The 26,206-nt window shown below is 57.4% G+C and carries 30 protein-coding genes and 1 tRNA gene; 22 read left to right on the forward strand and 9 right to left on the reverse strand.

The genetic code is table 11. The annotated features are described in order from the left end of the window. Window positions 1-1,236, forward strand: a complete 1,236-nt coding sequence (locus tag CKW17_RS28065; RefSeq protein ID WP_095123132.1) for a cytochrome c — start codon at window positions 1-3, stop codon at window positions 1,234-1,236. Window position 1,237: 1 nt separating this feature from the next. Next, window positions 1,238-2,209, forward strand: coding sequence for an XdhC family protein (locus tag CKW17_RS28070; RefSeq protein ID WP_095123133.1), 972 nt, complete (start codon window positions 1,238-1,240; stop codon window positions 2,207-2,209). Window positions 2,210-2,257: 48 nt separating this feature from the next. Here the strand turns inward: CKW17_RS28070 and CKW17_RS28075 are convergent, their stop codons facing one another. Then, window positions 2,258-3,541, reverse strand: coding sequence for an FAD-binding oxidoreductase (locus CKW17_RS28075; RefSeq protein ID WP_095123135.1), 1,284 nt, complete (start codon window positions 3,539-3,541; stop codon window positions 2,258-2,260). A gap of 184 nt (window positions 3,542-3,725) precedes the next feature. Here CKW17_RS28075 and CKW17_RS28080 point away from each other — a divergent pair. Together CKW17_RS28080 and CKW17_RS28085 are read left to right on the forward strand one after the other, a co-directional pair. Beyond that, window positions 3,726-3,802 (forward strand) — tRNA-Val (locus CKW17_RS28080). 613 nt (window positions 3,803-4,415) lie between these two features. After that, entirely contained in the window at window positions 4,416-4,871 is a 456-nt protein-coding gene (locus CKW17_RS28085) for a DUF2214 family protein (RefSeq protein WP_095123137.1), read from the forward strand. Window positions 4,872-5,082: 211 nt separating this feature from the next. Here the strand turns inward: CKW17_RS28085 and csrA are convergent, their stop codons facing one another. Further along, window positions 5,083-5,277: a carbon storage regulator CsrA gene (gene csrA / locus CKW17_RS28090; protein WP_003179932.1), complete on the reverse strand. Its 195-nt coding sequence runs from the start codon at window positions 5,275-5,277 to the stop codon at window positions 5,083-5,085. A 250-nt stretch (window positions 5,278-5,527) separates the two neighbouring features. Here csrA and CKW17_RS28095 point away from each other — a divergent pair, with 250 nt between their 5' ends. Both CKW17_RS28095 and CKW17_RS28100 read left to right on the forward strand, forming a co-directional pair. Then, on the forward strand, window positions 5,528-5,896 hold the full coding sequence (locus CKW17_RS28095; protein WP_095123139.1) for a penicillin-binding protein activator LpoB: 369 nt from the start codon (window positions 5,528-5,530) through the stop codon (window positions 5,894-5,896). Window positions 5,897-5,983: 87 nt separating this feature from the next. Continuing rightward, the gene (locus CKW17_RS28100; protein ID WP_095123141.1) at window positions 5,984-6,886 is read left to right on the forward strand and encodes a siderophore-interacting protein; all 903 of its coding nucleotides are present in this window, start codon (window positions 5,984-5,986) and stop codon (window positions 6,884-6,886) included. A 52-nt stretch (window positions 6,887-6,938) separates the two neighbouring features. Here CKW17_RS28100 and CKW17_RS28105 read toward each other — a convergent pair whose 3' ends face one another. The 3 genes from CKW17_RS28105 to CKW17_RS28115 form a co-directional block, all read right to left on the reverse strand. Beyond that, window positions 6,939-7,628, reverse strand: a complete 690-nt coding sequence (locus tag CKW17_RS28105) for an endonuclease (protein ID WP_077571941.1) — start codon at window positions 7,626-7,628, stop codon at window positions 6,939-6,941. Window positions 7,629-7,632: 4 nt separating this feature from the next. Then, window positions 7,633-7,902 (reverse strand): DUF1654 domain-containing protein, encoded by a 270-nt coding sequence (locus CKW17_RS28110; RefSeq protein WP_166219800.1) that lies wholly within the window; start codon window positions 7,900-7,902, stop codon window positions 7,633-7,635. A 196-nt stretch (window positions 7,903-8,098) separates the two neighbouring features. After that, a complete protein-coding gene (locus tag CKW17_RS28115) occupies window positions 8,099-9,187 on the reverse strand; it encodes an asparaginase (RefSeq protein ID WP_034152752.1) in 1,089 nt (362 codons plus the stop codon). A gap of 349 nt (window positions 9,188-9,536) precedes the next feature. Here CKW17_RS28115 and CKW17_RS28120 point away from each other — a divergent pair, with 349 nt between their 5' ends. The 8 genes from CKW17_RS28120 (at window position 9,537) to CKW17_RS28155 (ending at window position 17,151) form a co-directional block, all read left to right on the forward strand. Continuing rightward, window positions 9,537-9,983 (forward strand): hypothetical protein, encoded by a 447-nt coding sequence (locus tag CKW17_RS28120; RefSeq protein ID WP_095123143.1) that lies wholly within the window; start codon window positions 9,537-9,539, stop codon window positions 9,981-9,983. A 201-nt stretch (window positions 9,984-10,184) separates the two neighbouring features. Beyond that, complete coding sequence (locus CKW17_RS28125) at window positions 10,185-11,141, forward strand: sugar ABC transporter substrate-binding protein (RefSeq protein ID WP_095123145.1); 957 nt, start codon at window positions 10,185-10,187, stop codon at window positions 11,139-11,141. A gap of 56 nt (window positions 11,142-11,197) precedes the next feature. Next, window positions 11,198-12,751, forward strand: a complete 1,554-nt coding sequence (locus tag CKW17_RS28130; RefSeq protein ID WP_095123147.1) for a sugar ABC transporter ATP-binding protein — start codon at window positions 11,198-11,200, stop codon at window positions 12,749-12,751. Further along, window positions 12,748-13,725 (forward strand): ABC transporter permease, encoded by a 978-nt coding sequence (locus CKW17_RS28135; protein ID WP_095123149.1) that lies wholly within the window; start codon window positions 12,748-12,750, stop codon window positions 13,723-13,725. The genes CKW17_RS28130 and CKW17_RS28135 overlap by 4 nt, the downstream gene beginning before the upstream one ends. Before the next feature lie 3 nt (window positions 13,726-13,728). Beyond that, window positions 13,729-14,748, forward strand: coding sequence for a LacI family DNA-binding transcriptional regulator (locus tag CKW17_RS28140; RefSeq protein WP_095123151.1), 1,020 nt, complete (start codon window positions 13,729-13,731; stop codon window positions 14,746-14,748). Between the two features lie 24 nt (window positions 14,749-14,772). Further along, window positions 14,773-15,690, forward strand: coding sequence for a ribokinase (gene rbsK / locus CKW17_RS28145; RefSeq protein ID WP_095123152.1), 918 nt, complete (start codon window positions 14,773-14,775; stop codon window positions 15,688-15,690). Further along, complete coding sequence (gene rbsD, locus CKW17_RS28150) at window positions 15,687-16,091, forward strand: D-ribose pyranase (protein WP_007913481.1); 405 nt, start codon at window positions 15,687-15,689, stop codon at window positions 16,089-16,091. The genes rbsK and rbsD overlap by 4 nt, the downstream gene beginning before the upstream one ends. Window positions 16,092-16,122: 31 nt before the next feature. Further along, entirely contained in the window at window positions 16,123-17,151 is a 1,029-nt protein-coding gene (locus CKW17_RS28155) for a nucleoside hydrolase (RefSeq protein WP_016984942.1), read from the forward strand. Window positions 17,152-17,184: 33 nt separating this feature from the next. Here CKW17_RS28155 and CKW17_RS28160 read toward each other — a convergent pair whose 3' ends face one another. Then, window positions 17,185-17,391 carry a hypothetical protein gene (locus tag CKW17_RS28160; RefSeq protein WP_095123154.1) on the reverse strand — a complete coding sequence of 69 codons (207 nt, stop codon included), beginning with the start codon at window positions 17,389-17,391 and terminating at the stop codon, window positions 17,185-17,187. A 131-nt stretch (window positions 17,392-17,522) separates the two neighbouring features. Between CKW17_RS28160 and CKW17_RS28165 the strand changes: the two genes are divergently transcribed. Together CKW17_RS28165 and CKW17_RS28170 are read left to right on the forward strand one after the other, a co-directional pair. Then, a complete protein-coding gene (locus CKW17_RS28165) occupies window positions 17,523-17,828 on the forward strand; it encodes a hypothetical protein (protein WP_007913485.1) in 306 nt (101 codons plus the stop codon). A 169-nt stretch (window positions 17,829-17,997) separates the two neighbouring features. Then, a complete protein-coding gene (locus CKW17_RS28170; RefSeq protein ID WP_016984945.1) occupies window positions 17,998-18,312 on the forward strand; it encodes an I78 family peptidase inhibitor in 315 nt (104 codons plus the stop codon). A gap of 72 nt (window positions 18,313-18,384) precedes the next feature. Here the strand turns inward: CKW17_RS28170 and CKW17_RS28175 are convergent, their stop codons facing one another. The 3 genes from CKW17_RS28175 to CKW17_RS28180 are packed head-to-tail and all read right to left on the reverse strand — an operon-like array spanning window position 18,385 to window position 19,188. Further along, complete coding sequence (locus CKW17_RS28175) at window positions 18,385-18,597, reverse strand: cold-shock protein (protein WP_003179963.1); 213 nt, start codon at window positions 18,595-18,597, stop codon at window positions 18,385-18,387. Beyond that, window positions 18,590-18,889, reverse strand: a complete 300-nt coding sequence (locus CKW17_RS30260) for a hypothetical protein (RefSeq protein WP_141234599.1) — start codon at window positions 18,887-18,889, stop codon at window positions 18,590-18,592. The genes CKW17_RS28175 and CKW17_RS30260 overlap by 8 nt, the downstream gene beginning before the upstream one ends. Beyond that, window positions 18,886-19,188 carry a hypothetical protein gene (locus CKW17_RS28180; protein WP_095123155.1) on the reverse strand — a complete coding sequence of 101 codons (303 nt, stop codon included), beginning with the start codon at window positions 19,186-19,188 and terminating at the stop codon, window positions 18,886-18,888. Before CKW17_RS28180 ends, CKW17_RS30260 begins: the two co-directional genes overlap by 4 nt. 371 nt (window positions 19,189-19,559) lie before the next feature. On the opposite strand from CKW17_RS28180, the gene thrS reads away from it, so the two are divergent. From thrS to pheT, 6 genes are all read left to right on the forward strand, one after another. Beyond that, window positions 19,560-21,482 (forward strand): threonine--tRNA ligase, encoded by a 1,923-nt coding sequence (gene thrS, locus CKW17_RS28185; protein ID WP_007913488.1) that lies wholly within the window; start codon window positions 19,560-19,562, stop codon window positions 21,480-21,482. Next, window positions 21,482-22,033 (forward strand): translation initiation factor IF-3, encoded by a 552-nt coding sequence (gene infC, locus CKW17_RS28190; protein WP_171057393.1) that lies wholly within the window; start codon window positions 21,482-21,484, stop codon window positions 22,031-22,033. The genes thrS and infC overlap by 1 nt, the downstream gene beginning before the upstream one ends. 60 nt (window positions 22,034-22,093) lie before the next feature. Then, complete coding sequence (rpmI, locus tag CKW17_RS28195) at window positions 22,094-22,288, forward strand: 50S ribosomal protein L35 (RefSeq protein ID WP_002553160.1); 195 nt, start codon at window positions 22,094-22,096, stop codon at window positions 22,286-22,288. Between the two features lie 28 nt (window positions 22,289-22,316). After that, on the forward strand, window positions 22,317-22,673 hold the full coding sequence (gene rplT / locus CKW17_RS28200; protein WP_007913489.1) for a 50S ribosomal protein L20: 357 nt from the start codon (window positions 22,317-22,319) through the stop codon (window positions 22,671-22,673). Between the two features lie 109 nt (window positions 22,674-22,782). Next, a complete protein-coding gene (pheS, locus tag CKW17_RS28205; RefSeq protein WP_003226365.1) occupies window positions 22,783-23,799 on the forward strand; it encodes a phenylalanine--tRNA ligase subunit alpha in 1,017 nt (338 codons plus the stop codon). Between the two features lie 26 nt (window positions 23,800-23,825). Beyond that, window positions 23,826-26,204, forward strand: a complete 2,379-nt coding sequence (gene pheT / locus CKW17_RS28210) for a phenylalanine--tRNA ligase subunit beta (RefSeq protein ID WP_095123156.1) — start codon at window positions 23,826-23,828, stop codon at window positions 26,202-26,204. The last annotated feature ends 2 nt before the right edge of the window (window positions 26,205-26,206 follow it).

Genomic DNA, 26,206 nt, shown 5'->3' on the forward strand with positions numbered 1-26,206 from the left:
ATGAAGCTTTTTCTGACCCGCCTGACCCTGGCGGTCGGCCTCGCTGCGCCGGTGTTGTTTGCCCACGCTGATGATCAGGTCAAGCGCGGCGAATACCTCGCCCGCGCCGCCGACTGCATGGCTTGCCACACCGCAGCGGGCGGCGCGCCGTTTGCCGGTGGTCTGCCGATCGTCTCGCCGTTCGGCACGATCTACGGCACCAACATTACACCGAGCAAGGAGCACGGCATCGGTCTGTACAACGATGACGAGTTCTTCGCTGCACTGACCGAAGGCAAGCGTCGCGATAGCGCGAACCTGTATCCGGCGATGCCGTACACCTCGTATCACTTGATGCCGCGTGCAGATTCGGATGCGATTCATGCGTACCTGAAAACCATCGAACCGATCGAGCGTGCAGCCCCGGTCACCAGTCTGAGCTTCCCGTTTAACGTGCGTCCGGGCCTGATCGGCTGGAACATGATGTACGGCAAAGCGCTGAAACTGGAGCCAGCCGAAGGCAAAAGCGAAGCCTGGAAACGCGGCCAGTATATGGTCGAAGTGCTCGGTCACTGCGGCGAATGCCACACGCCACGCGGCCTGCCGGGCGCGATGCAGTTGGATAAGCGCCTGACCGGCGGCATCCTCAATGGCTACCTAGCGCCGAGCCTGCTGGCCACTGATCTGGCCGCGCGCGGCTGGAACGAGCAGGATCTGAGCACGTTCCTCAAGCACGGCATGAGTGCGCAGGGGACGATGTTCAACGAGATGTTCCCGGTGTTCCACAACAGCACTCAGGGTCTGAGCGATACCGATCTGGCGGCGATGGCGACATTCCTGCTCGGCGACAAACCGCCTGCTGCCAAAGCACTTGTTGAAGTGCCGGTAGAACAGCTCAGCGCCAGTGCCCAGCGCGGCCGTCAGGAATATCTGAACGTCTGCGCTGGCTGTCACGCGGTCGGTGGCGAAGGCAAACCGCATATCGCGGTGGCCATGCGCGGCAACACCACGCTGCGCCTGGAAGATCCGCGCAATCTTTTGCGGGTGATCGAGGACGGTATCGGCGAGCAGAAGTTCTCCGGCTTCGAGCACATGCAACCGATGCCGGGCTTCGCTGGCAAGCTCAGTCCTGAACAGCTGACCGATCTGCTCAACTACCTGCGTCAAGGTTGGGGTGGTCAATCCGCTGAGTTGGCCGTGAGTGAAGTGCAGAAGCTGCAAGCCGACGCACCGTCCATCGAGCACAAGGCGCACTGACATGCAGCATCTCGATCTACAAGTGGTGCGGCGAGCGCTGAAGTGGTCGGTGGCGGGGCAGCGCATCTGGCTCTGCACCGTGCTGACCACTTACGGCTCGGCGCCACGTGCGCCGGGTTCGCTGCTGGCAGTGAATGACAGCGGACAGTGGATCGGCTCGCTGTCCGGCGGCTGCGTCGAGGAAGATTTTCTCGAGCGCGTCGCCGAAGGTGCGTTTCTCGATGCGGTCAATGTCGTGCGTTACGGCGAAGGCGACGATCCGCGCTCGCGGGTTAGCCTGCCTTGTGGCGGCATTCTCGATGTGCTGGTAGAGAAATTTGACGCTGACTGCGAGGTGCAGGCGCATCTGCGTGAATTGGAGTCGGCGCTGCTCGGTCAGCGCCGCTTGATTCGCGAGGTTGATCTGGCCAGTGGTGCGCGCAGTCTGTTCGCTGATCGCGAGCAGGGTGCGCGGATCGAGCGCGAGATTGATCGGGTGCGGATTCGCGTTGGCGCGGCGCAGCGTTTATTGCTCGCTGGGTATTCCAGTGTGGCGCAGGCGTGTGCCGAGTTTGCCGTTGGATTGGGTTTTGAGGTGATTCTCTGCGATCCGCGTGACGAGGTGCTTGAAGGCGTGGTGCTGGATGGCGTGGAAATTCGTCGGCAATTGCCGTCGGTGTTTATTGCTGACGGTGGTTGTCATCGTGATACGGCGGTCGTGGCGCTGACGCATGATCCGCGCATCGATGATCTGGCGATGATGGAAGCGGTGCGCACTGAGGCGTTCTACATCGGCGTGATGGGCTCGCAGCAGACTTCGCAGAAGCGCTTTGAGCGGTTACGTCGGATTGGCGGGCTGGGGGAGAACGAGTTGGCGCGGATTCATGCGCCGATCGGGCTTAACCTCGGCAGCAAGACGCCAGCGGAAATTGCCTTGGCGGTGCTGGCTGATATCCTGCGCATCCGTAGCGGGATTGCTCGGGATCAACTGTAAGACCGTTCAGTGTTGAAATCAAAAGGGCCGCTGTTCAGCGGCCCTTTTTTACATCCCGAATTTGTCGCGCAAGCCGTAATACCAGGCACCTAACGCAGCAAATGGCGTACGCAGCAACTGTCCGCCGGGGAACGGGTAGTGCGGCAAATCGGCAAACGCATCAAAACGCTCGGCCTGCCCGCGCAACGCTTCTGCCAACACCTTGCCTGCCAAGTGTGTATAGGTCACGCCATGACCGCTGCAACCTTGCGAATAATAGATGTTGTCGCCCAAGCGCCCGACCTGCGGCAAGCGCGACAGGGTCAGCAGGAAGTTGCCAGTCCAGGCGTAATCAATTTTCACATCTTTGAGCTGCGGGAAGGCTTTGAGCATTTTTGGACGGATGATCGCTTCGATGTTCGCCGGATCACGCGCGCCATACACCACGCCGCCGCCGAAGATCAGGCGCTTGTCACCCGTGAGACGGTAGTAGTCGAGCAGGTAATTGCAGTCTTCAACGCAGTAGTCCTGGGGCAGCAAAGCTTTCGCCAGCTCGTCTCCCAGCGGTTCGGTGGTGATCACTTGCGTGCCGCATGGCATCGATTTGGCGGCCAGTTCCGGCACCAGATTGCCGAGGTAGGCATTGCCGGCGACGATGATGAATTTGGCCCTGACCTTGCCTTGCGGCGTATGCACCACCGGGTTGGCGCCGCGCTCGATGCGCACGGCAGGCGATTGCTCATAGATGGTGCCGCCGAGGGACTCGACCGCTGCCGCTTCGCCGAGCGCGAGGTTCAGCGGGTGAATGTGCCCGCCGCTCATGTCGAGCATGCCGCCGACGTATTGATCGCAGGCAACCACTTCGCGAATACGACGTTGATCGAGCAATTCCAGCTGCGTATGACCAAAGCGCTCCCAGAGGCGCTTCTGCGATTCGAGGTGGCCCATCTGCTTGGCGGTAATGGCTGCGAATACGCCGCCATCCTTCAGGTCGCACTGGATGTTGTACTTGGCCACACGCTCGCGAATGATCCGCCCACCCTCGAACGCCATATGTCCGAGCAGCTGCGCTTGCTTGGGGCCGACGCTGCGCTCGATCACGTCAATGTCGCGGCTATAGCTGTTAACGATCTGCCCGCCATTACGCCCGGAAGCGCCGAAACCGACCTTGGCCGCTTCCAGCACGGTGACGCGAAAACCGTTTTCCAGCAGAAACAGGGCAGAGGACAATCCGGTATACCCGGCGCCGATCACACAGACGTCCGTCTCCACATCATCCTGCAAGGCAGGGCGAGGCGGTACGGCATTGGCCGACGCAGCGTAATAGGACTCTGGGTAAAGGGTGTTCGCCATCCTGCAGCCTCTGTTTAATATATTTTACGAGTGCGTCGATCCTACCCGAGTTGAAAAACCTCCGCCAGCCACCGGAAAATCTTCGTCGGAGCCCCGAAATTAAATATTTTGCATATTCATAGGGTTAGGTGAAAAAAAAGGTGTTGACACCCCTCCGGAATTCCGTAGAATGCCGCCTCACAGCAGGCACGTAGCTCAGTTGGTTAGAGCACCACCTTGACATGGTGGGGGTCGTTGGTTCGAGTCCAATCGCGCCTACCAAACAAAATCCGCTCTGCTGGGCGGTCTAGAAGGGCTCACCGAAAGGTGGGCCCTTTTTTGTTGTCTGCGATTTGCAATACTTTTGCAAACCCTCCTCAAGGCGCCAGCTGGATTTCGCGTTTAGTCGATCTCAGGGCATTCGAAATTCCATGCGAGGCCTGTTGATCCACTGCGAGTCGTGCTTCACCGTTTAGCAGTCCTTGCTGAATGGCGTGCGCAAGCCTTCGTCGTGCCTCCCACCTATGATCGAATTTCTGCGTCGTCGGGTCAGGCAGTTGGTTGACGATTCACCGTTCGTCGCCAGCGGCCTTTGAAAAAGTGTGGATATTGAACAGGTTACGAGTGTTACTAACCAGCCGGTTATCAAAAAAACGTTGTTACTGTTCGTGGAATTAAGTAACATTCGCCCCGCGTTCACCACCACGGTTTATGCATTTTTAAATCCCAAGCTTCCATCAGCTGCTTGGGATTTTTTTTGCCTGCGATTTGGTTTTGCCGCTTCATTTTCCTCTCGATCCTTTGTAATTGCCTGGCGATTCCTCGCAGGCAAATCGCTACTTTTTCGACTACTACTGACTGGCCGATTTTCAACTCTTTCTGATGGGGTGTATCGATGCTGGTTCACTGGTTTCTAGCAGCTATTCATCTACTGGCTTTTGCCCTGGGCTTTTGGGCGGTTCTGACGCGAGGAACGGCATTCAGTCGCCTCGCTGCTGGTGCAGGTGAGACCAAGCGCGTTTTGCTGGCTGATAACCTATGGGGTATCTCTGCGTTGATTCTGCTGGTGACAGGCGCGATGCGGGCTTTTGCCGGCTTTGAAAAAGGCACTGACTATTATCTTCATCAGCCGCTGTTTCATCTGAAGATGACGCTGTTTGTGCTGATCCTGATTGTAGAGCTCGCCCCGATGATCACGTTGATCAAGTGGCGGATCGCGTCCGCACGCGGTGCAGCAATCGATACCGGGCGCGCCAAGCTGTACGCGCGAATCAGTCATGTCGAGGCGTTGTTGCTGGTACTGATGATGGTGGCGGCCACGGGCATGGCGCGTGGCGTGACATTCAGTTAGAGGGCGAATTCTCTGCGCTCTATCGGAAACGTCCGACAGCCAGCCAGGGGGATGGCAGGTAGTATCCGGCAGCAAGAGGGGATGCGTGAAAGGGGGGGAGTGTGTCAGGCGCCGTGCCCAGCGGAGTGGGGAGCGGATGGCAATACGGCGCGTGAATCTCTAGCCAGTCATTCCACAAGGTAAACGGACTGGCTACTGACTGCGATTTGGCTCAGGGAGTTTGTGGCTTGTCCGGGGCGGTCAGGCCAGCCTGAATGCGCTGGTAAATCTCTTCACGGTGCACTGCAACGTTTTTCGGAGCGTTGATGCCAATGCGGACCTGTTGGCCGCTTACGCCCAGAATGGTGATAGTGATGTCATCACCGATGTTTATGCTTTCACCGACTTTGCGGGTGAGTATCAGCATGGTCTTCTCCTTGATTGCTTTGTAGGGCACCTGATTCAGACAGTGCAGAGGTCGGTGGTACGTATAGATTAGTGCTAAGTCTCACGGTTTGGGTGCCTCTTTCTGACGCGCAGAAGCGGCATTAATTCCCAGGGCGTAACTATACAGAGGCTGCAACCATCAATCTCGTTGTTTTGTGCCCATTTTGCGGGCCTCGCGAAGTATTTATGAATGATAAGATCGCGGCTTTGAGAATTTCGAGGAAAGCGTTGTGCGCAAATTGGTTTGGTTGGTCGCGGCACTGGTATTGACTGGGTGTGGTGAAGGCAAGAATGCAGACGCAGCAAAACCACAATCGGCTGTAGTGACGGCGCCGGCTGCGGCTGCGGCACCACAATGGGATCTCGAAGTGCGCGGCGAAACCCCGCAGGCTGTCAGCGACCTTAGCGGCTGGTTGATCGAGCACGCTTTCGTACCTACGGTGATCAAGGACAGCAGTGGCAAAGCACGAATTCTGATTGGTCCTTTCAACTCGCAAGCCGAAGCTGAAGCCCGAAAAGTACAAGTGGATGCTGCTCTGGTGAAAGCCAAGAAGCAGAATATTGAATCGGTCGTGATCGAGCACCCGCTCACGCCCTAAGCGCTGCGTTTCAGCGGAGCAACCTAAAGGACCTCGGATGTGGCTCGTCTTATACGAGTCAGTCACGATTTTCCGAAGGAGCTCCGCATGGCCTCCGCCAATCCTTACAAGCTGTTCGACGTCATCCTGCATCGCAAAACCTTACTCAGCCCGCACATGATGCGGATCACGCTGGCCAGTCCTGCTGTTAAAGAAATGGCCACCTGGGCGCCGGATCAAAGGGTGAAACTGTTTTTTCCTGCGGCTGATGGTTCGCCTGCCAGGCTTGCTCAGGGCGAGGGTTGGTACGCCCGCTTCAAGGCAATGATTGCCGATCGACGTCCGGCGATGCGCACCTACACCATTCGCCATTTGCGGGCCGAACAAGGCGAAGTGGATATTGATTTTGTTCTGCACGGTGAAACCGGACCGGCTTCGCGGTGGGCGCTTCGGGCGCAGCCCGGTGATTCGATGCAGATTCTCGCTCCGGATCGCCGCTTTTCAGCACAGGACGCCGGCGGATTCGAATGGAAGCCGCCGCAGTCTCTCAAGCAGGTTCTGTTGGTCGCCGACGGCACGGCGCTACCTGCGGCCATGGGCATTCTCGATGAGTTGGCCGCTATGGCCGAGCCACCCCTGACGCAGGCGTTTTTCGAAGTCGACAGTGTCGAGGATATGCTGGCAGTTCCCGATTGGGCCGGGCTGACGGTGCAGTGGTTGATCCGGGATCAAGCCAGCGCCGGTACGTTGATGGTGGCGGCGGTACAGAAAGCGGTTCCCCCCATTCATGCCTCATCCATCGGCCAGGCTGTCGAGTTGGCCGAGGTCGATATCGACAAAGAGATTCTTTGGGAAATAGCCGAGACAGCCAGTGAAGGTTTCTATGGCTGGATCGCTGGAGAAAGCGCCGCAGTGATGAGCCTGCGCAGGTACCTGGTCAAAGAATGCGGAATCGCGCGGGAGTCGCTCAACCTGATGGGCTATTGGCGTTACAACAAGGCGGGCAGCTAGCCACAAAAAAGGCCTCGGACATGACGTTCGAGGCCTTTTTTCCAGTGGTTGATCAGCCGCAGGCTTTCATGTTCACCGGGCCGACAAATTCATTGCCGCGTCCCATCACGCACGCCACGCTTTGATTACGCTGACGCTCCCAGTCCTGCACCGGGTAAGTCTTGTCCCAGGCCTCGTACAATTGTCGATCCTGCTTCGACAGGCGCAAGCCGTATTGCTTGCTCATGTAGAAGTAAGTGCGGGCGATCATGCCGCGAATCGACGGGCGAGGCATGACCTTCTTCGCCTTGAAGTCGACCTGGGTCAGGCACGAGCCATACTGCCCGGATTGCACCGGCAGCCAGCCGTAGCTGAAGTTGCTGCGGTCTCCGTTGACCTCGCCAATACTTGGCACCAGGTTATGCAGATCGGCTTCAGCTTTCTGATAGCTTGGGTCGTAACGCGTGCAGTTCTTGCGTCCACCTTCCTGCCAGCACTGACGCTGATGACCGAACTGCCAGGCAGGCACGATGTGTTCCCATTCAATGCGTGATGCACGCTTGGCATTCTTGCGCGGTACGTAACCGCAAGCCTTCAGGTCAACCTTGTTGCCGGTGTACTTGCACCCGCAATAAAACTCTGTGGACTGTGGTGCATACAGCTTCCAGGCGACCTTCTTGGCTTCGGTAAATGTGCGGGGCGCGCCAGCCTGGGCACCCACGGCGATGAACAAAAGCAGCAAAGCAAAACAGCGGACACTCATTGAATCAATCTTCCTTCGGTACAACCCAAAAAATCTGCACGCCACCGTCGTCGCGATAGGCGAGGGTGACGTTGTCGTTCTCGTCGATTTCCTCGAGCAGGCGCTCCCACTCGTCCATCGGCTCGTCCGGCAGACGGAAGATCAGTGCCGCTTTGGCTTTCTGTGCGGTGGGGGAATTGATGATTTTCTGAACGCGCATGCCCATGCGTTCGTAAGCGTCAGGAGCATCTGGGGAGGTGGCCACGAGGTTATCCTTATTAAGCTGTACGTGCATACAGTATTTAACTGTAAGCATTTTCGCAACTGCTTAAAATTCAAGAAAATCCTCTGACAGCGGTTTTCCGATTTTGGTGTAGGTCGTGTCGAATTTTTTGTGGGAAAAGTGCGAGAGCGTTGTGAGCGATGCACCACCCGCCCGACAGGCGAATGGCGCAGGGTGCCCAATCAAGAATTGATTGGGCGAAGGTCCATCAATATTCCCAGAACATCCGTTGCAGCTCTTTGCTGTCGTTGGTTTTGGTCAAAGCGACCATTGCCAGGATGCGGGCTTTTTGCGGGTTCAGGTCGTGAGCGACAACCCAGTCGTATTTGTCGTCAGGCTGCTCGGCGTTACGCAGAACGAAGCCGCCAGCGTTGACGTGGGACGAACGAATGATTTGCACGCCATCCTTGCGCAGTGCTTGCAGAGCTGGCACCACGCGGGAGGATACCGAGCCGTTGCCAGTACCGGCATGGATGATGGCCTTGGCACCGGATTGGGCGAGAGCCTTGTAGGCAGTATCGCTGACGTTGCCGTAGGAATAAGCGATTTCTACGTCAGGAAGGCTCTTGATATTTTTGATGTCGAATTCCGAATCCATGGTGTGACGCTTGGCTGGCAAGCGGAACCAGTAGGATTTGCCTTCAACCACCATGCCCAGTGGGCCCCAGGCACTTTTGAACGCCTCGGTTTTGATGTTGATCATTTTGCTGACGTCGCGACCGGACTGGATTTCATCGTTCATGGTCACCAGTACGCCTTTGCCGTGCGCTTCTTTGCTGCTGGCCACGGCCACGGCGTTGTACAGGTTGAGCATGCCGTCTGCAGACATGGCGGTGCCCGGACGCATCGAGCCGACGACGATGATCGGCTTGTCGGTTTTTTCCACCAGATTGAGGAAGTAAGCGGTTTCCTCCAGGGTGTCGGTGCCGTGGGTGATGACGATGCCGTCGACGTCTTTGCTATCAGCCAGTTCGGCCACGCGACGACCCAGTTGCAGCAGGTTTTCGTTGGTGATGCTTTCCGAGGCAATCTGCATGACTTGTTCGCCACGCACGTTCGCCAGTTTGCTCAGTTCGGGAATGCCGGCGATCAATTGTTCGACGCCGACCTTGGCCGCCTGATAGGTGGCGCTGTTGGCGGCGCTCGCGCCAGCACCGGCAATGGTGCCGCCCGTAGCAAGTACCACGACGTTAGCGAGCTTGGTCTGGGTTTCGACTTCTTTCGCCTGAAGGGCGGTGGGCAGGAGCAGGAGAAGGGCTAAAGCGCCCGGAACCAAAGTGTTGAAAGCAGATTTCATTATTTTTCTCTCTAGTAGTGAGACGGTGCTGATGCAGGTTCATCTAGATGCACCCCAAGCCGATCTGGATGCCCGGAGTGCGGTGAAGGGAGCAGGATCTGTACCAGCCGTACTTTGCGTCAGAGAAATGTTTAACTTGATGATTTAAATCAAGATTTTATGAGTCGGCAAATCTTGGATTGAATCGTTCATCCGGGTTTCCGAACAGTCGGCGCTTTCGTGTTCGGCTCTCCGAAAAGGACTACTGCTTTTGTCGGGTGTTTCGAGTTGCCGGTTTCGGTTTTTCTGCTAAAGAAACCCTCGCGCGGGCCGATGGGTGTTCAAGGAAACTAAAACGTAGGGAGTTCACATGTCACTGACGGTCGGTTTTTCAAATCCCGGGGCAGTCACCATCGGCGGCAAAACGGCGGCGACGATCAATGCCTTGAGCGAGGCGGAAGCGGATGCTTCAACCGAGGCGCTGGGCACTGAGAAAGATGAGAGCAATCAGGTCAGAACCGGTGGTGCTGCGCAAGAAGACAGCAAGGCTGAAAGCGGCAGTAACCTGAGCGTTACCGTCAAGATGCTGCTCAAGCGCATGCAGGAATTGCAGAAGCAACTTCAGGAGCAGCAACAGCAACTGGCTGCGGCACAAGCTGAAACCTATCCGACGCCCGAGGCGAAATCACAGGCGGTCATGTCCATTCAGGGGCAGATCGCGCAAACCAGCGCCGCGATGGCAGAAGTGGCGGGTGCATTGGTCAAGGAAATGTCCAAGAGTTCCACCAGCGGGAATTTGGTCAGTACCACTGCATAAGCAGCGAAGGGGCGAGTCGGACGATTCGCCCTACAACAAATGACGATTTCTGATTGTTGACAAATGTCGGCGGGATTCGCATAGTTCGGTCTACGCAAACGTTTGCGCGGCTCTCCCGGCATTGTAGGGTCCGGAAGAGAGCGATGTAGCTTACGCCAGCGCAAACGTTGCTCACAATAATCATAAGATCGGAGTGAACCCATGAAGCTGCCATTCGCTGGACGTCTTCTTGCTGTCGCTATGCTGGCTGCCACAGCCGCCGCACTACCTGTCTCTTCGGCGTTCGCCGAATCCGCCGAAAAACCTAAAGTCGCGCTGGTCATGAAGTCTCTGGCCAACGAATTCTTCCTGACCATGGAAGATGGCGCCAAGGCCTACCAGAAAGAACACTCCGCCGATTTCGACCTGATCTCCAACGGCATCAAGGATGAAACCGATACGGCCGGCCAGACCCGCATCGTCGAGCAAATGATCCTGGCAAAGGTCAATGCACTGGTGATCGCGCCTTCCGATTCCAAGGCCATGGTGCCGGTGATCAAGAAAGCCGTCGATGCCGGCATCACCGTGATCAACATCGACAACCAGCTCGATCCGGCCATCGTCAAAAGCAAAAACATCAGCGTGCCCTTCGTAGGCCCGGACAACCGCAAGGGTGCGCGTCTGGTCGGTGAATATCTGGCCAAGCAGCTCAAGGCCGGTGACGAAGTCGGCATCATTGAAGGTGTGTCCACCACGACCAATGCCCAGCAGCGCACCGCTGGCTTCAAGGATGCGATGGACGCTGCACAGATCAAGATCGTTTCCCTGCAATCCGGTGACTGGGAAATCGACAAGGGCAACAAGGTTGCCGCGTCGATCCTCAGCGAGTACCCAAATGTCAAAGCGCTGCTGGCCGGCAACGACAGCATGGCTGTAGGTGCGGTTTCCGCAGTGCGTGCCGCTGGCAAGGCCGGTCAGGTTCAGGTCGTCGGTTACGACAACATCAATGCCATCAAGCCAATGCTGAAGGACGGCCGCGTGCTGGCTACTGCTGACCAGTTCGCTGCCAAGCAAGCTGTTTTCGGCATCGAAACCGCGCTGAAAATCATCAAGGGCGAGAAAGTCGACAGCGGCGCCAACGGCGTGATCGAAACACCGGTCGAGCTGGTCACCCAGTAAGTCTTCTGGCGACACAACGGCGCTCGTCCGTCCGGGCGAGCGCATGGAGAGTTTTTATGTCAGTTTCCGCCCCGAACGCTGTCCTCTCGGTCAGCGGTATCGGTAAGACCTATGCGCAACCGGTGCTCACCGGCATCGATCTGACGCTGATGCGCGGTGAAGTACTGGCGCTGACCGGCGAGAATGGTGCCGGCAAAAGTACCCTGTCGAAGATCATTGGCGGACTGGTCACCCCGACCACCGGCCAGATGCAATTCCACGGCAAGGACTATCGACCGGGCAGTCGCACCCAGGCTGAAGAACTGGGCGTGCGCATGGTCATGCAAGAACTCAATCTGTTGCCGACATTGTCGGTCGCGGAAAACCTGTTTCTCGACAATCTGCCAAGCAACGGCGGCTGGATCAGCCGTAAGCAACTGCGCAAAGCGGCGATCGAAGCCATGGCGCAAGTCGGTCTCGACGCAATTGACCCGGACACGCTGGTCGGCGAGTTGGGTATCGGGCATCAGCAGATGGTCGAAATCGCCCGTAACCTGATCGGCGACTGCCATGTGCTGATCCTCGATGAACCGACCGCGATGCTCACTGCGCGTGAAGTCGAAATGCTCTTTGAGCAGATCACCCGATTGCAGGCGCGCGGCGTTTCGATCATCTACATTTCCCACCGTCTCGAAGAGCTCGCCCGTGTGGCACAGCGGATTGCCGTGCTGCGTGACGGCAATCTGGTCTGCGTCGAGCCGATGGCCAATTACAACAGCGAGCAACTGGTTACGCTGATGGTCGGTCGTGAACTGGGCGAACATATCGACATGGGGCCGCGCAAGATTGGTGCTCCGGCGCTGACGATCACCGGTTTGACTCGCTCTGACAAAGTGCGCGATGTCTCGTTCGAAGTGCGTGCCGGCGAGATCTTCGGGATTTCCGGACTGATCGGTGCAGGGCGCACGGAATTACTGCGTTTGATATTCGGTGCAGACACCGCTGACAGCGGCAGCATTGCACTTGGCTCGCCAGCCAAAGTAGTCAGTGTGCGCTCGCCAGTCGATGCGGTGCGCAATGGCATCGCGTTGATCACCGAGGACCGCAAGGGTGAAGGCCTGCTGCTCAGTCAGTCGATCAGCGCCAATATCGCTTTGGGCAATATGCCGGAAATCTCCAGTGGCGGTGTCGTCAACAACGGCGACGAGATCGCATTGGCGCAACGTCAGATCGACGCTATGCGCATCCGCAGTTCAAGCCCGACGCAGCTGGTTTCAGAGTTGTCCGGTGGTAACCAGCAGAAGGTCGTGATCGGCCGCTGGCTGGAGCGTGATTGTTCGGTGTTGCTGTTCGATGAGCCGACCCGTGGCATCGACGTTGGCGCCAAATTTGACATTTATGCCTTGCTCGGCGAACTGACGCGCCAAGGCAAAGCGCTGGTTGTGGTGTCCAGTGACCTGCGCGAACTGATGTTGATCTGCGACCGGATCGGAGTGTTGTCGGCAGGACGGCTGATCGACACCTTCGAGCGCGACAGCTGGACCCAGGATGACTTGCTTGCCGCCGCGTTCGCCGGCTACCAAAAACGTGATGCGCTGCTCAATGAAGCGGCGCCTAGGGATCTCCCATGAAAACTGCATCTCCTGCCGGCAAACGTGGTGGCAACTTCTATGGCCTTGGCACCTATCTTGGCCTGGCCGGTGCCTTGCTGGCGATGATTGCGCTGTTCTCGGTCTTGAGCAGCCACTTTCTGTCGTATAACACCTTCAGTACCTTGGCCAACCAGATTCCTGATCTGATGGTCTTGGCGGTCGGCATGACCTTTGTACTGATCATCGGTGGCATCGACCTGTCCGTTGGTTCGGTACTGGCATTGGCGGCCTCTACGGTCAGCGTCGCCATTCTCGGTTGGGGCTGGGGCGTGTTGCCGTCAGCGCTGCTCGGCATGGCAGTGGCGGCGCTGGCCGGTACCGTCACTGGTTCGATTACTGTTGCGTGGCGTATTCCATCTTTCATCGTCTCCCTGGGCGTGCTGGAAATGGCTCGGGGTCTGGCGTATCAGATGACCGGATCGCGCACCGCGTACATTGGTGATTCGTTCGCCTGGTTGTCGAACCCGATCGCGTTCGGCATCTCGCCATCGTTCATCATTGCCTTGCTGGTGATCATCATTGCTCAAGCGGTTTTGACCCGCACCGTATTCGGTCGCTACCTGATCGGCATCGGTACCAACGAAGAGGCGGTGCGTCTGGCGGGGATCAATCCGAAACCCTACAAGATTCTGGTGTTCAGCCTGATGGGCCTGCTGGCCGGTATCGCCGCGCTGTTTCAGATTTCCCGTCTGGAAGCCGCTGATCCGAATGCCGGTTCCGGTCTGGAGCTGCAAGTGATCGCCGCGGTGGTGATTGGCGGTACCAGCCTGATGGGCGGACGCGGTTCGGTGATCAGTACATTCTTTGGCGTATTGATTATCTCGGTACTGGCGGCGGGGCTCGCGCAGATCGGTGCAACCGAGCCGACCAAACGTATCATCACGGGCGCGGTCATCGTGATCGCGGTGGTGCTCGACACTTATCGCAGTCAGCGCGCCAGTCGCCGGGGCTAAGAGATGGCAACGATCAAGGATGTGGCAGCCCTCGCGGGAATTTCCTACACGACGGTGTCGCATGTGGTGAACAACACCCGGCCGGTCAGTCAGGAGGTGCGGTTGAAAGTCGAGGCGGCGATCAAGAGCCTCGACTATGTGCCGAGCGCGGTGGCGCGCTCGCTGAAGGCCAAGACCACTGCAACCATCGGCCTGCTGGTGCCGAACAGTCTCAACCCGTACTTCGCGGAACTGGCGCGGGGCATCGAGGATTACTGCGAGCGTAACGGCTACTGCGTGATCCTCTGTAACTCGGACGACAACCCCGACAAGCAACGCAGCTATTTGCGCGTATTGCTGGAGAAACGCATCGACGGTCTGATCGTTGCTTCCGCAGGTGGTGACAGCGGTCTGGCGCAAGGGCTGGCTGGCGTGAAAACGCCGATGGTCATCGTCGACCGAGGTCTGGACGGTGTCGATGCCGATCTGGTGCGCATCGATCACGAATATGGCGCCTACCTCGCCACCCGGCACTTGCTGGAATTGGGTCACCGCGACATTGCCACTATTGGCGGTCCGGCCAGTACCAGCGTGGCGCAGATGCGTCTGGCGGGATATTGCCGTGCGCTGAAAGAGGCGGGCGTTGAGGTCCGCCAGGAGCGCATGCTGGAAAGTGATTTCACCAGTACCGGCGGCTACAACGCGGCGGCGACGCTGCTTGAAAGCAATCCGCCGAGCGCGATTTTTGCCGGTAACGACATGATCGGCATCGGCGTGCTGCGCGCTGCAGCGGAGCGCAATGTTCGCGTGCCGAGCGAGCTGTCGGTGATCGGCTTCGACGATATCCAGATGAGTCGTTACGTGTATCCGGCACTCACCACGGTAGGGCAATCGATCCTGCAACTGGGAGAGATGGCCGCCGAAGTGCTGTTGCGAAGGATTGCTACGCCGACTCTGGGTACCGATCAGCGGATCGTGACCCCGAGTATTGTCTTGCGCGAATCGACCGCACCGTTGTCCGGCGTGTTCACCGAATACCGCTGAAACCGAATTGACGAGTAATGATGTATGCCAGCAAATGTAGTGGTAATAGGCAGCCTGAACATGGATCTGGTGACCCGGGCGCCGCGGCTGCCGGTAGGCGGTGAAACGCTGATCGGTCATTCCTTTGCCACGGTTTCCGGTGGCAAGGGCGCCAATCAGGCGGTGGCCGCCGCGCGTTTGGGCGCACAGGTGGCGATGGTCGGCTGCGTTGGCAATGACGACTATGGCGTGCAATTGCGTGACGCCTTGTTGGCCGAGCAGATCGATTGTCAGGCAGTGAGCACAGTCAATGACTCCAGCGGCGTGGCGCTGATCGTGGTCGATGACAACAGTCAGAACGCCATTGTCATCGTCGCCGGCGCCAACGGCGCAATGACGCCCGCGGTGATCGACCGGTTTGATGCAGTGTTGCAAGCCGCCGACGTGATTATCTGCCAGCTCGAAATTCCGGATGCTACGGTGGGGCATGCGCTCAAGCGTGCCCGCGCCCTCGGTAAAATCGTCATTCTCAATCCGGCGCCGGCCAGTCGTCCGTTGCCGGCAGACTGGTTTGCCGCAATCGACTACCTGATTCCCAACGAGAGCGAAGCGGGCGCATTGAGCGGATTGCCGGTGGATTCTCTGGAAACCGCAGAAGGTGCTGCCAGCAAGCTGATCGCCATGGGGGCAGGCAAAGTCATCATTACTCTCGGTGCTCAAGGTTCGCTGTTCGCCAATGGCAAAGGCTTCGAGCATTTCCCGGCGCCGAAAGTGAAGGCTGTCGACACCACAGCGGCGGGGGACACCTTCGTCGGTGGTTTTGCCGCTGCGCTGGCCAATGGCAAGTCCGAGGCTGAAGCGATTCGCTACGGGCAGATCGCCGCCGCGCTGTCAGTAACTCGTGCCGGCGCGCAACCGTCCATTCCAACCCAATCCGACGTACAGGCTTTTGAACCCGCATGAAAAAGACTCCTCTGCTCAACGTCGCACTGTCGCGGCTGATCGCGTCCCTGGGCCATGGCGACATGGTGGTCATTGGTGATGCCGGGCTGCCAGTGCCGCCGGGCGTCGAGCTGATTGATCTGGCGCTGACCCATGGCGTGCCGGATTTCGTCAGCACCCTGAAGGTCGTGCTCAGCGAGATGCAGGTGGAAAGCCATGCACTGGCCAAAGAAATCTTCGACAAACAACCGACCGCGCTGAATACGCTGGACGCGTTGAATGAAGAGGGCGCTCTGGGCCGTCGCGATCTGCTCAGTCACGAGCAATTCAAGGTTCTCAGCCGACAGGCACGGGCGATTGTTCGTACAGGCGAATGTCAGCCGTACTGCAACATCGTGCTGGTCGCTGGAGTCACCTTTTAACATTTGATTTCACAAGCACAAGGAATGCGCCATGCAACGCTATGCTCAGAAACTGCATCAACTCATCCGGGGTTTACTGCTTTTGTCCGTAATCACTGCGACCGGCGCTCAGGCGGCGGAAAAAATCGACCTGATCATCGATACCGATCCAGGGGCCGACGATGTGGTCGCCCTGTTGTTCGCGCTGGCCTCGCCAGACGAACTGAACATTCGCGCGCTGACCACCGTGGCCGGCAATGTGCGCCTCGACAAGACTTCGCGTAACGCCCGACTGGCGCGTGAGTGGGCAGGGCGCGAAGACGTACCGGTTTACGCCGGCGCGCCGAAGCCGCTGATGCGCACGCCGATCTATGCCGAGAACATCCATGGCAAGGAAGGCCTGTCAGGTGTCACCGTGCACGAACCGAAAAAGGGCTTGGCTGAAGGCAATGCGGTCAACTATCTGATCGATACCTTGAAAAAAGCCAAGCCGCACAGCATCACCATCGCCATGCTCGGTCCGCAGACCAACCTGGCGCTGGCGCTGATCCAGGAGCCTGAAATTGTTCAGGGCATCAAGGAAGTGGTGATCATGGGCGGTGCGCACTTCAACGGTGGCAACATCACTCCGGTGGCCGAATTCAACCTGTTTGCTGACCCGCAAGCGGCTGAAGTCGTGCTGAAAAGCGGCGTGAAACTGACTTACCTGCCGCTGGACGTGACGCACAAGATCCTCACCAGTGACGCGCGCCTGAAACAGATCGCTGCGCTGAACAACAACGCCAGCAAGATAGTCGGCGATATCCTCAACGAGTACATCAAGGGCGACATGGAGCACTACGGTATTCCGGGTGGCCCGGTGCATGACGCGACCGTCGTGGCTTATTTGCTCAAGCCGGAGCTGTTCACCGGCCGTTCGGTGAATGTCGTTGTTGATAGCCGCGAAGGGCCGACTTTCGGCCAGACCATTGTCGATTGGTACGACGGCCTGAAGGCACCCAAGAACGCCTTCTGGGTTGAAAATGGCGATGCTCAGGGTTTCTTTGACTTGCTGACCGAGCGTCTGAAACGTCTGAAGTAAATCATTCGCCCGCAGGTGCCAGCCTGCGGGTTTTTACACCCTCTCAGTGTGTTCGTTCTGTTCGCTCGGATAGCGTTCGAAAATCTGCTTGATGAATTGCTTGGCTGCTTCCGTGCCCAGCTCTTTGACCAATAGATCGATACCAATAAGCGCCAGTTCTTCTGTGGTTCCCGGGCTGTAGGAACTGTGGCCGTCTGCCCATCTGGCATTAATGGCGGCGTCGATGCTGATGGTGGTCATGGGAGCGCTCGAGTAGTCGGAAGATCTTGGGTTTGAGTTAACCATTTTGTCGGGCCTTTGGCACTGCGACTTAGGCATGAGCGGAGCGCTATGCGACACTTGGTCTTTTAAGGCTTTTCAAGGACCGTGCTGTGCAGATCGATTTGAACACCCCTGACGGCCTCACGCTCGACGCTGTGCGCCAGTTGCTTGCTTCGGCCAGTGATGACGAACACACGCAGCTGCGCGTGACCAAGGGCGGTATCGCTTACATTTCTTCCGGCGTTACCGGTGGGCAGGATATCGACGGTTTGCTGTTTCGCCTGGAAACCTGGGCTAAAGGCTCGGGCTACGTGGGCAATGTCGCGGCCAGTGACGAGGTGTGGGTGATGCAGATTTTCAATGCGCTGAAGGACAACTGGCCGAATCCGCCGTATGACTACATCGACGTCTACTGAGCGCCGTTAATATTCAGTCACGATTGATTGATGAAGTGACGCATGCCGCTCAGGCACACTCGGCGTTTTTCCAATCGTGGGGCAGGGTGATGGCCTTGGCTGTGAAACCAAAAGCCGGAATGGCGGTCGCACGATCTCAGCTTAACCATTTTGAAAACAAGGAGGCTTCATGCCTTTGAAGTTCGCGACACTGGGTGCACTTATGGCCGCTGCCATGTTGGCCGGTTGCAGCACGACCTCCAGCGAGTCGGCAAAGGATCCTGTGGCACCCGAAGCCGGTAGCCGTTGTGAAGCCACGGCGGCGGAATTCGCCATTGGCAAGAAAGCTTCGCCCGCATTGCTGGAGCAGGCGCGTGCCAAAGCCGGCGCGCAAAATGCCCGTTTCCTCAAGCCCGATGACATGATCACTCTGGAATACCGCTCTGATCGCCTGAATCTGAACACCGACAACAATCTGGTGATCACTCGCGTCAACTGCGGCTGATCACACAGCGCTTTTGTTGCAGGCATAAAAAACCCCGTCACATGGACGGGGTTTTTTTAGTGCGCCGAGAAATTACTCTGGGCGAACCTGTGCAGCTTGCATACCCTTTTGGCCTTTCTCAGCCACGAAAGAGACGGTCTGGCCTTCTTTCAGGCTTTTGAAACCGTCGGATTCGATAGCTTTGAAGTGTACGAACAGGTCGTCACCGCCACCTTGAGGAGTGATGAAGCCGAAGCCTTTTTCATCGTTGAACCACTTAACGGTGCCGGTTTGGCGATTAGACATGGTGTATCTCCAAGAAACATATATTTTTCAGTACTGTGCTGCTCAGGCCAACTGGGCACACCCGGGTATCATAGTCGAAATGTTCGCTTTGGTAGCCCCCCGGACGTGCTGTTTGCCAATCAGTCGTGTTTTCTTTACTGCCTGTTTCTGCTGAAAGCCCCGGTTTACAAGGCTTTGCGCGGAACGTAAAGACAATAAAAAAACCTGTAAAACCTGCATAAATCGTCCAAAAAGGCTCAAATTCAGCCCTTTTTAGCGGCGCTGAGCCAACTCGGAAGACTTTTTTGATCACTTTTTCGCCGGGGTATTTGCCTTGCATTTGGCGATTTGGCCCAGTGCTTTCTGCTGCAGCTCAGGGCTAGCCTTATTGTCCATCAGGGACTGAATGTCGGCTGCAGGATAAGACTTGATGGCATCAGCGCCACAAGCGCAGTGCGATTTGGCCGCAGCAGCGCCAATTTGCGGAGTCGCCGCCTGGGTGCACTGTGCCATGTACTTCTCGCGCTCGCCCTTAGGCCAGTCGGCGTGGGCACTCAGCGGCAGCAACATAACGATAGGGGCGACGACGGCGAACAGGGTATTCAGACGCATGCGAGGATGCTCCTTGTGGGTCAATGTCTTGTTATCTGAGGGCTGAAGAGGCCATCAAGTTCAGCACTCTGGCATAAAAACAGACGATTTGCCTTGTGATCAAACAGAGGCATAAGTGACCGCTCATCTGTGCTAGCATGCCGGGCTCAAGCGTTCTCAGGCTCCGGAAGACCTTCAGTCCCGGTAGCGGTCGACGTGCGAATATTTCGATTTGAATCCCAGTCACTCTGGTTCGGTTTTCCGGTTGGCCGCAAGGCTCCTGCCGCTGTAAGGCAGGCGTTCGTCATTGAATGGCCTGGATCGGATCTTGTACTGGCTCATCCCAACCCACGTGACCTTTGGTAGGGGTCACCACTAGGAGAGGAGGCGCCATGCCAACTATTACTCTTCCCGACGGCAGTCAACGTTCATTCGATCACCCGGTTTCCGTAGCCGAGGTCGCCGCATCCATTGGTGCCGGTCTGGCCAAAGCCACCCTGGCCGGCAAGGTCAATGGCCAACTGGTCGACGCCAGCGACATCATCAGCAGCGACGCGACCCTGCAAATCATCACGCCAAAGGATGAAGAGGGGCTGGAGATCATTCGCCACTCTTGCGCTCACCTGGTTGGCCACGCGGTCAAGCAGTTGTACCCGACTGCGAAAATGGTCATCGGGCCGGTCATCGACGAAGGCTTCTATTACGACATCGCCTTCGAGCGTCCTTTCACTCCGGACGACATGGCTGCCATCGAACAGCGCATGCAGCAGCTGATCGAGAAAGATTACGACGTCATCAAGAAAGTCACTCCGCGCGCCGAAGTGATCGAAGTGTTCAAGGCCCGTGGCGAAGACTACAAGCTGCGTCTGGTCGAGGACATGCCGAACGAACAGGCCATGGGTCTGTACTATCACGAAGAATACGTCGACATGTGCCGCGGTCCGCACGTGCCGAACACGCGCTTCCTGAAATCCTTCAAGCTGACCAAGCTGTCCGGTGCCTACTGGCGCGGCGACGCCAAGAACGAGCAATTGCAGCGCGTTTACGGCACCGCTTGGGCAGACAAGAAGCAGCTGGCGGCTTATATCCAGCGCATCGAAGAAGCTGAAAAGCGCGATCACCGCAAGATCGGCAAGCGTCTGGGCCTGTTCCACACCCAGGAAGAATCCCCGGGCATGGTGTTCTGGCACCCGAACGGCTGGACTCTGTACCAGGTTCTCGAGCAGTACATGCGCAAGATCCAGCGCGATAACGGCTACCTTGAAATCAAGACTCCTCAAGTCGTTGACCGCAGCCTGTGGGAGAAATCCGGGCACTGGGCCAACTACGCCGACAACATGTTCACCACGCAGTCGGAAAACCGCGACTACGCCATCAAGCCGATGAACTGCCCGTGCCACGTGCAGGTGTTCAATCAGGGCCTGAAGAGCTACCGCGAGCTGCCGATGCGTCTGGCCGAATTCGGTGCCTGCCACCGTAACGAGCCGTCGGGTGCACTGCACGGCATCATGCGCGTACGTGCATTCACTCAGGACGACGCCCACATCTTCTGCACCGAAGAGCAGATGCAGGCCGAATCCGCCGCGTTCATCAAGCTGACCATGGACGTTTATCGTGACTTCGGCTTTACCGATGTCGAGATGAAACTGTCCACTCGTCCGGAAAAACGCGTCGGTTCCGATGAACTGTGGGATCGCGCTGAAGCTGCATTGGCTGCAGCCCTTGATTCTGCGGGCCTGCCGTACGATCTGCAGCCGGGCGAGGGTGCGTTCTACGGTCCGAAGATCGAGTTCTCGCTGAAAGACTGCCTTGGTCGGGTCTGGCAATGTGGTACTCTGCAGCTCGATTTTAACCTGCCTGTCCGTTTGGGCGCTGAATACGTCTCTGAAGACAACAGCCGCAAACACCCAGTGATGTTGCACCGTGCGATCCTCGGTTCCTTCGAGCGTTTCGTCGGGATTCTGATCGAGCACTACGAAGGTGCGTTCCCTGCGTGGCTCGCGCCGACCCAGGCGGTGATCATGAATATCACTGATAAACAGGCAGATTTTGTTGCAGAAGTTGAAAAAACTCTCAACGAAAGCGGATTTCGTGCCAAGTCCGACTTGAGAAATGAAAAGATCGGCTTTAAAATCCGCGAGCATACTTTGCTCAAGGTTCCCTATCTTTTGGTTATCGGAGATAAGGAAGTCGAGATGCAGACTGTCGCTGTGCGTACTCGTGAAGGTGCTGACCTGGGCTCGATGCCCGTCGCCCAGTTCGCTGAGTTTCTCGCGCAAGCGGTTTCCCGGCGTGGTCGCCCAGATTCGGAGTAATTATTATTAAGCGTGAAATGAGACAAGATAAACGAGCTGCACCGAAAGCCCCGATCAACGAGAATATCTCGGCACGCGAGGTTCGGTTAATTGGCGCTGATGGCGAGCAGATTGGCATCGTCTCGATTGATGAAGCGCTTCGTATTGCTGAAGAAGCAAAGCTTGATCTGGTGGAAATCTCCGCAGACGCAATCCCACCGGTTTGCCGGGTGATGGATTACGGCAAATCGATCTTCGAAAAGAAGAAGCAGGTTGCCGCGGCGAAGAAGAACCAGAAGCAGATTCAGGTAAAAGAAATCAAGTTTCGTCCAGGGACGGAGGAAGGGGATTACCAGGTAAAACTGCGCAACCTGGTACGTTTCCTGAGTGATGGGGACAGGGCCAAGGTATCCTTGCGATTCCGCGGCCGTGAGATGGCCCACCAGGAGCTGGGGATGGAACTCCTCAAGCGGGTTGAAGCTGACCTGCTCGAGTACGGTTCGGTCGAACAGCATCCTAAGATGGAAGGACGCCAGCTGATCATGGTCATCGCCCCGAAAAAGAAGAAGTAATCAACAGGGCACGGCAGGCCTTCTGATTATGTTTATCAACTGAATGCGGAGTATCCGAACATGCCAAAAATGAAAACCAAAAGTGGTGCTGCTAAGCGGTTTCTGAAAACTGCTAACGGTATCAAGCACAAGCACGCTTTCAAGAGCCACATCCTGACTAAAATGTCGACCAAGCGTAAGCGTCAACTGCGCGGTAGCAGCTTGCTGCATCCGTCTGACGTGGCAAAAGTCGAGCGCATGCTGCGCCTTCGTTAATTTTAGTCAAGAATAGAGGAAGTAACTCATGGCTCGTGTAAAGCGTGGCGTCATTGCCCGTAAGCGTCACAAAAAAATTCTGAAACTTGCTAAAGGCTACTACGGCGCACGCTCCCGCGTATTCCGTGTTGCCAAGCAAGCGGTAATCAAGGCAGGCCAATACGCCTACCGTGACCGTCGTCAGAAAAAACGTCAGTTCCGCGCTCTGTGGATCGCTCGTATCAACGCTGGTGCTCGTGTTAACGGTCTGTCCTACAGCCGTTTCATCGCTGGCCTGAAAAAAGCGTCCATCGAGATCGACCGTAAGGTTCTGGCTGATCTGGCAGTGAACGAAAAAGCGGTGTTTGCTGCGATTGTCGAGAAAGCTAAAGCCACCTTGGCTTAAGTACCCCCGACAATCACCCGGCCTCACTTCCGTGGGGCCAGGTGGTAAACGTCTTAAATAGGGGAAGAGCCTTCAAGCTCTTCCCCTATTTTGTATCTGGAGTCTGTACATGGAAAACCTGGATGCGCTGGTCTCTCAAGCACTAGAGGCTGTGCAAAGCGCTGAAGATATCAATGCCCTGGAGCAAATCCGGGTTCAATACCTTGGCAAAAAGGGTGAATTGACTCAGGTGATGAAGACCCTGGGGAATTTGCCGGCAGAAGAGCGTCCGCAAGTCGGCGCCCTGATCAACGTTGCCAAGGAACGTGTCACAGGCGTACTCAATGCGCGCATGGCCCTGTTTGAAGAAGCCGAGCTGGCTGCCAAACTGTCCGCCGAATCCATTGACGTGACGTTGCCGGGCCGTGGTCAGACCTCCGGTGGTCTGCATCCGGTGACCCGGACTCTGGAACGTGTAGAGCAGTTCTTCACCCGTATCGGCTACGGCATCGCCGAAGGCCCTGAGGTCGAAGACGACTATCACAACTTTGAAGCGCTCAACATCCCAGGCCATCACCCGGCCCGGTCGATGCATGACACCTTCTATTTCAACGCCAACATGCTGCTGCGCACCCATACCTCGCCGGTACAGGTCCGCACCATGGAATCGAAGCAGCCGCCGATCCGCATCGTCTGCCCAGGCCGCGTGTATCGCAGTGACTCCGATATCACCCACTCGCCGATGTTCCACCAGGTCGAAGGCCTGCTGGTTGATCGCGACATCAATTTTGCCGATCTCAAAGGCACCATCGAAGAATTCCTGCGGGTGTTCTTCGAAAAAGAGCTGGCCGTACGTTTCCGTCCTTCGTACTTCCCGTTCACCGAGCCATCCGCTGAAGTCGATATGGAATGCGTGATGTGCAGCGGTAAAGGCTGCCGCGTGTGCAAGCAAACCGGCTGGCTGGAAGTGATGGGCTGCGGCATGGTTCACCCGAACGTGCTGCGCATGTCCGGCATCGATCCGGAAGAGTTCTCCGGTTTTGCTTTCGGCATGGGCGTCGAGCGTCTGGCCATGCTCCGTTACGGCGTGAACGACTTGCGTCTGTTCTTCGACAACGACTTGCGGTTCCTCGCGCAATTTCGCTAGTCGTAACGAATTCTTAGGAGAGCAGGATGAAATTCAGTGAACAATGGCTGCGTGGCTGGGTTAGCCCGCAGGTAAATCGCGACGAGCTGGTTGCTCGTCTGTCGATGGCCGGCCTTGAGGTCGATAGCGTGACCCCGGCCGCCGGTGTATTCAGCGGCGTGGTCGTGGGCGAGGTGCTGAGCACCGAGCAACACCCTGATGCCGACAAGTTGCGCGTGTGCCAGGTCAGCAATGGCGCGGAAACCTTTCAGGTCGTGTGCGGAGCGCCAAACGTGCGTTCGGGCCTGAAGATTCCGTTCGCCATGATCGGTGCTGAACTGCCGGGCGATTTCAAAATCAAGAAAGCCAAACTGCGCGGCGTTGAGTCCAACGGCATGCTCTGCTCGCAATCCGAGCTGCAGGTCGGTGAAGGCAATGACGGTCTGATGGAACTGCCGGCCGATGCGCCAGTGGGCGAAGATTTCCGTGTGTACCTTGATCTGGAAGACGCCAGCATCGAGGTCGACCTGACCCCGAACCGCGGCGACTGCCTGTCCTTGGCCGGTCTGGCCCGTGAAGTCGGCGCGCTGTACGACGCGCCGGTCACCCGTCCGGTGGTCATGACCATTCCTGCCGTGCACGATGAAGTGCGTTCGGTAGAAGTGCTGGCGCCAGCGGCATGCCCGCGCTATCTGGGCCGCGTTATCCGTAACGTTGATCTGTCCAAGCCGACGCCGCTGTGGATGGTTGAACGTCTGCGCCGCGCCGACATGCGCAGCATCGACGCTGCCGTCGACATCACCAACTATGTGATGCTCGAACTGGGTCAGCCACTGCACGCTTTCGATCTCGCCGAAATCAATGGCGGCATTCGTGTGCGCATGGCGGAAGAGGGCGAGAAGCTGGTACTGCTCGATGGTCAGGAAGTTAGCCTGCGTAGCGATACGCTGGTCATCGCCGACCACACCCGCGCGCTGGCGATTGCCGGTGTGATGGGTGGCGAGCACAGCGGTGTTTCCGCGACCACTCGCGACGTATTCCTGGAAAGTGCGTTCTTCGACCAGATCGCTGTGGCGGGCAAGGCTCGTTCCTACGGCCTGCACACCGATGCTTCGCACCGCTACGAGCGTGGCGTTGACTGGCAACTGGCCCGTGAAGCCATGGAGCGCGCCACTGGCCTGCTGCTGGACATCACTGGTGGCGAAGCCGGCCCGATCATCGAGACCGTCAGCGAGCAGCATCTGCCGTCGATCGCACCGATCACCCTGCGTTCCCAGCGCATCACTCAGATGCTCGGTATGGAAATGGATTCCGCGCAGGTCGAGCGTTTGCTCGGCGGCCTGGGTCTCGGTATTTCCGCCGACGGTGAAGGCCAGTGGCGCGTAGAAGTGCCAAGCCATCGCTTCGACATCAGCCTGGAAGTCGATCTGATCGAAGAGCTGGCCCGTCTGTACGGCTACAACCGTCTGCCGGTTCGTTACCCGCAAGCGCGTCTGGCGCCGCAAGCCAAAGCTGAAGCGCGTAGCGATCTGCCGGAACTGCGCCGTCTGCTGGTGGCTCGTGGTTATCAGGAAGCGATCACTTACAGCTTCATCGATCCGCGTCAGTTCGAACTGTTCAACCCGGGCGTTGAACCGTTGTTGCTGGCCAATCCGATTTCCAATGACATGGCGGCCATGCGTTCGTCGCTGTGGCCGGGTCTGGTCAAGGCGCTGCAGCACAATCTCAACCGTCAGCAGGATCGCGTGCGTCTGTTCGAAAGCGGTCTGCGCTTCGTTGGTCAGCTGGAAGGCCTGAAGCAAGAGCCGATGCTGTCCGGTGTAGTTTGCGGTAGCCGTCTGCCGGAAGGCTGGGCACAAGGTCGCGACACGGTCGATTTCTTCGACGTCAAAGCTGACGTGGAAGCGGTGCTGGGCTTTGCCGGTGCACTGGATTCGTTCACTTTCGCTCCGGGCAAACACCCGGCGCTGCACCCGGGTCAAACCGCGCGCATCGAGCGCGAAGGGCGTGAAGTCGGCTTCATCGGCGCCATTCACCCGGAGTTGTCGAAAGCGCTGGGTCTGGATCGTCCAGTCTTCGTTTTCGAGCTGGTTCTGGCTGAAGTGGCACTCGGTAAAATGCCGAAATTCCACGAGTTGTCGCGCTTTCCTGAAGTGCGTCGTGACCTTGCACTGATTGCGCACAAAGACGTCGCGTCCGCAGCCGTACTGGACGTAATCCGTGAAAATGCAGGCGAATGGCTCACAGATCTCAGGCTGTTTGACGTGTATCAGGGTAAAGGTATTGATCCTGATAGAAAAAGCCTTGCAGTTGGCTTGACCTGGCAGCATCCATCGCGCACTCTTAATGACGATGAGGTGAATTCGACGACGCAAAATATCCTCACCTCGCTCGAACAAAGGTTGAACGCCACGTTAAGGAAGTGACG

It is taken from the genome of Pseudomonas sp. Irchel s3f10 (genome assembly GCF_900187515.1).
In the GTDB taxonomy this organism is placed as follows: Bacteria; Pseudomonadota; Gammaproteobacteria; order Pseudomonadales; family Pseudomonadaceae; genus Aquipseudomonas; species Aquipseudomonas tensinigenes.

Excerpts from the sequence above, each read along its gene's own strand:
- CKW17_RS28065 (WP_095123132.1), top strand. The coding sequence starts at position 1 with ATGAAGCTTTTTCTGACCCGCCTGACCCTGGCGGTCGGCCTCGCTGCG.
- CKW17_RS28070 (WP_095123133.1), top strand. The coding sequence starts at position 1,238 with ATGCAGCATCTCGATCTACAAGTGGTGCGGCGAGCGCTGAAGTGGTCG.
- CKW17_RS28075 (WP_095123135.1), bottom strand. The coding sequence starts at position 3,541 with ATGGCGAACACCCTTTACCCAGAGTCCTATTACGCTGCGTCGGCCAAT.
- CKW17_RS28085 (WP_095123137.1), top strand. The coding sequence starts at position 4,416 with ATGCTGGTTCACTGGTTTCTAGCAGCTATTCATCTACTGGCTTTTGCC.
- csrA (WP_003179932.1), bottom strand. The coding sequence starts at position 5,277 with ATGCTGATACTCACCCGCAAAGTCGGTGAAAGCATAAACATCGGTGAT.
- CKW17_RS28100 (WP_095123141.1), top strand. The coding sequence starts at position 5,984 with ATGGCCTCCGCCAATCCTTACAAGCTGTTCGACGTCATCCTGCATCGC.
- CKW17_RS28105 (WP_077571941.1), bottom strand. The coding sequence starts at position 7,628 with ATGAGTGTCCGCTGTTTTGCTTTGCTGCTTTTGTTCATCGCCGTGGGT.
- CKW17_RS28110 (WP_166219800.1), bottom strand. The coding sequence starts at position 7,902 with ATGCACGTACAGCTTAATAAGGATAACCTCGTGGCCACCTCCCCAGAT.
- CKW17_RS28115 (WP_034152752.1), bottom strand. The coding sequence starts at position 9,187 with ATGAAATCTGCTTTCAACACTTTGGTTCCGGGCGCTTTAGCCCTTCTC.
- CKW17_RS28120 (WP_095123143.1), top strand. The coding sequence starts at position 9,537 with ATGTCACTGACGGTCGGTTTTTCAAATCCCGGGGCAGTCACCATCGGC.
- CKW17_RS28125 (WP_095123145.1), top strand. The coding sequence starts at position 10,185 with ATGAAGCTGCCATTCGCTGGACGTCTTCTTGCTGTCGCTATGCTGGCT.
- CKW17_RS28130 (WP_095123147.1), top strand. The coding sequence starts at position 11,198 with ATGTCAGTTTCCGCCCCGAACGCTGTCCTCTCGGTCAGCGGTATCGGT.
- CKW17_RS28135 (WP_095123149.1), top strand. The coding sequence starts at position 12,748 with ATGAAAACTGCATCTCCTGCCGGCAAACGTGGTGGCAACTTCTATGGC.
- CKW17_RS28140 (WP_095123151.1), top strand. The coding sequence starts at position 13,729 with ATGGCAACGATCAAGGATGTGGCAGCCCTCGCGGGAATTTCCTACACG.
- rbsK (WP_095123152.1), top strand. The coding sequence starts at position 14,773 with ATGCCAGCAAATGTAGTGGTAATAGGCAGCCTGAACATGGATCTGGTG.
- rbsD (WP_007913481.1), top strand. The coding sequence starts at position 15,687 with ATGAAAAAGACTCCTCTGCTCAACGTCGCACTGTCGCGGCTGATCGCG.
- CKW17_RS28155 (WP_016984942.1), top strand. The coding sequence starts at position 16,123 with ATGCAACGCTATGCTCAGAAACTGCATCAACTCATCCGGGGTTTACTG.
- CKW17_RS28160 (WP_095123154.1), bottom strand. The coding sequence starts at position 17,391 with ATGACCACCATCAGCATCGACGCCGCCATTAATGCCAGATGGGCAGAC.
- CKW17_RS28170 (WP_016984945.1), top strand. The coding sequence starts at position 17,998 with ATGCCTTTGAAGTTCGCGACACTGGGTGCACTTATGGCCGCTGCCATG.
- CKW17_RS28175 (WP_003179963.1), bottom strand. The coding sequence starts at position 18,597 with ATGTCTAATCGCCAAACCGGCACCGTTAAGTGGTTCAACGATGAAAAA.
- CKW17_RS28180 (WP_095123155.1), bottom strand. The coding sequence starts at position 19,188 with ATGCGTCTGAATACCCTGTTCGCCGTCGTCGCCCCTATCGTTATGTTG.
- thrS (WP_007913488.1), top strand. The coding sequence starts at position 19,560 with ATGCCAACTATTACTCTTCCCGACGGCAGTCAACGTTCATTCGATCAC.
- rpmI (WP_002553160.1), top strand. The coding sequence starts at position 22,094 with ATGCCAAAAATGAAAACCAAAAGTGGTGCTGCTAAGCGGTTTCTGAAA.
- rplT (WP_007913489.1), top strand. The coding sequence starts at position 22,317 with ATGGCTCGTGTAAAGCGTGGCGTCATTGCCCGTAAGCGTCACAAAAAA.
- pheS (WP_003226365.1), top strand. The coding sequence starts at position 22,783 with ATGGAAAACCTGGATGCGCTGGTCTCTCAAGCACTAGAGGCTGTGCAA.
- pheT (WP_095123156.1), top strand. The coding sequence starts at position 23,826 with ATGAAATTCAGTGAACAATGGCTGCGTGGCTGGGTTAGCCCGCAGGTA.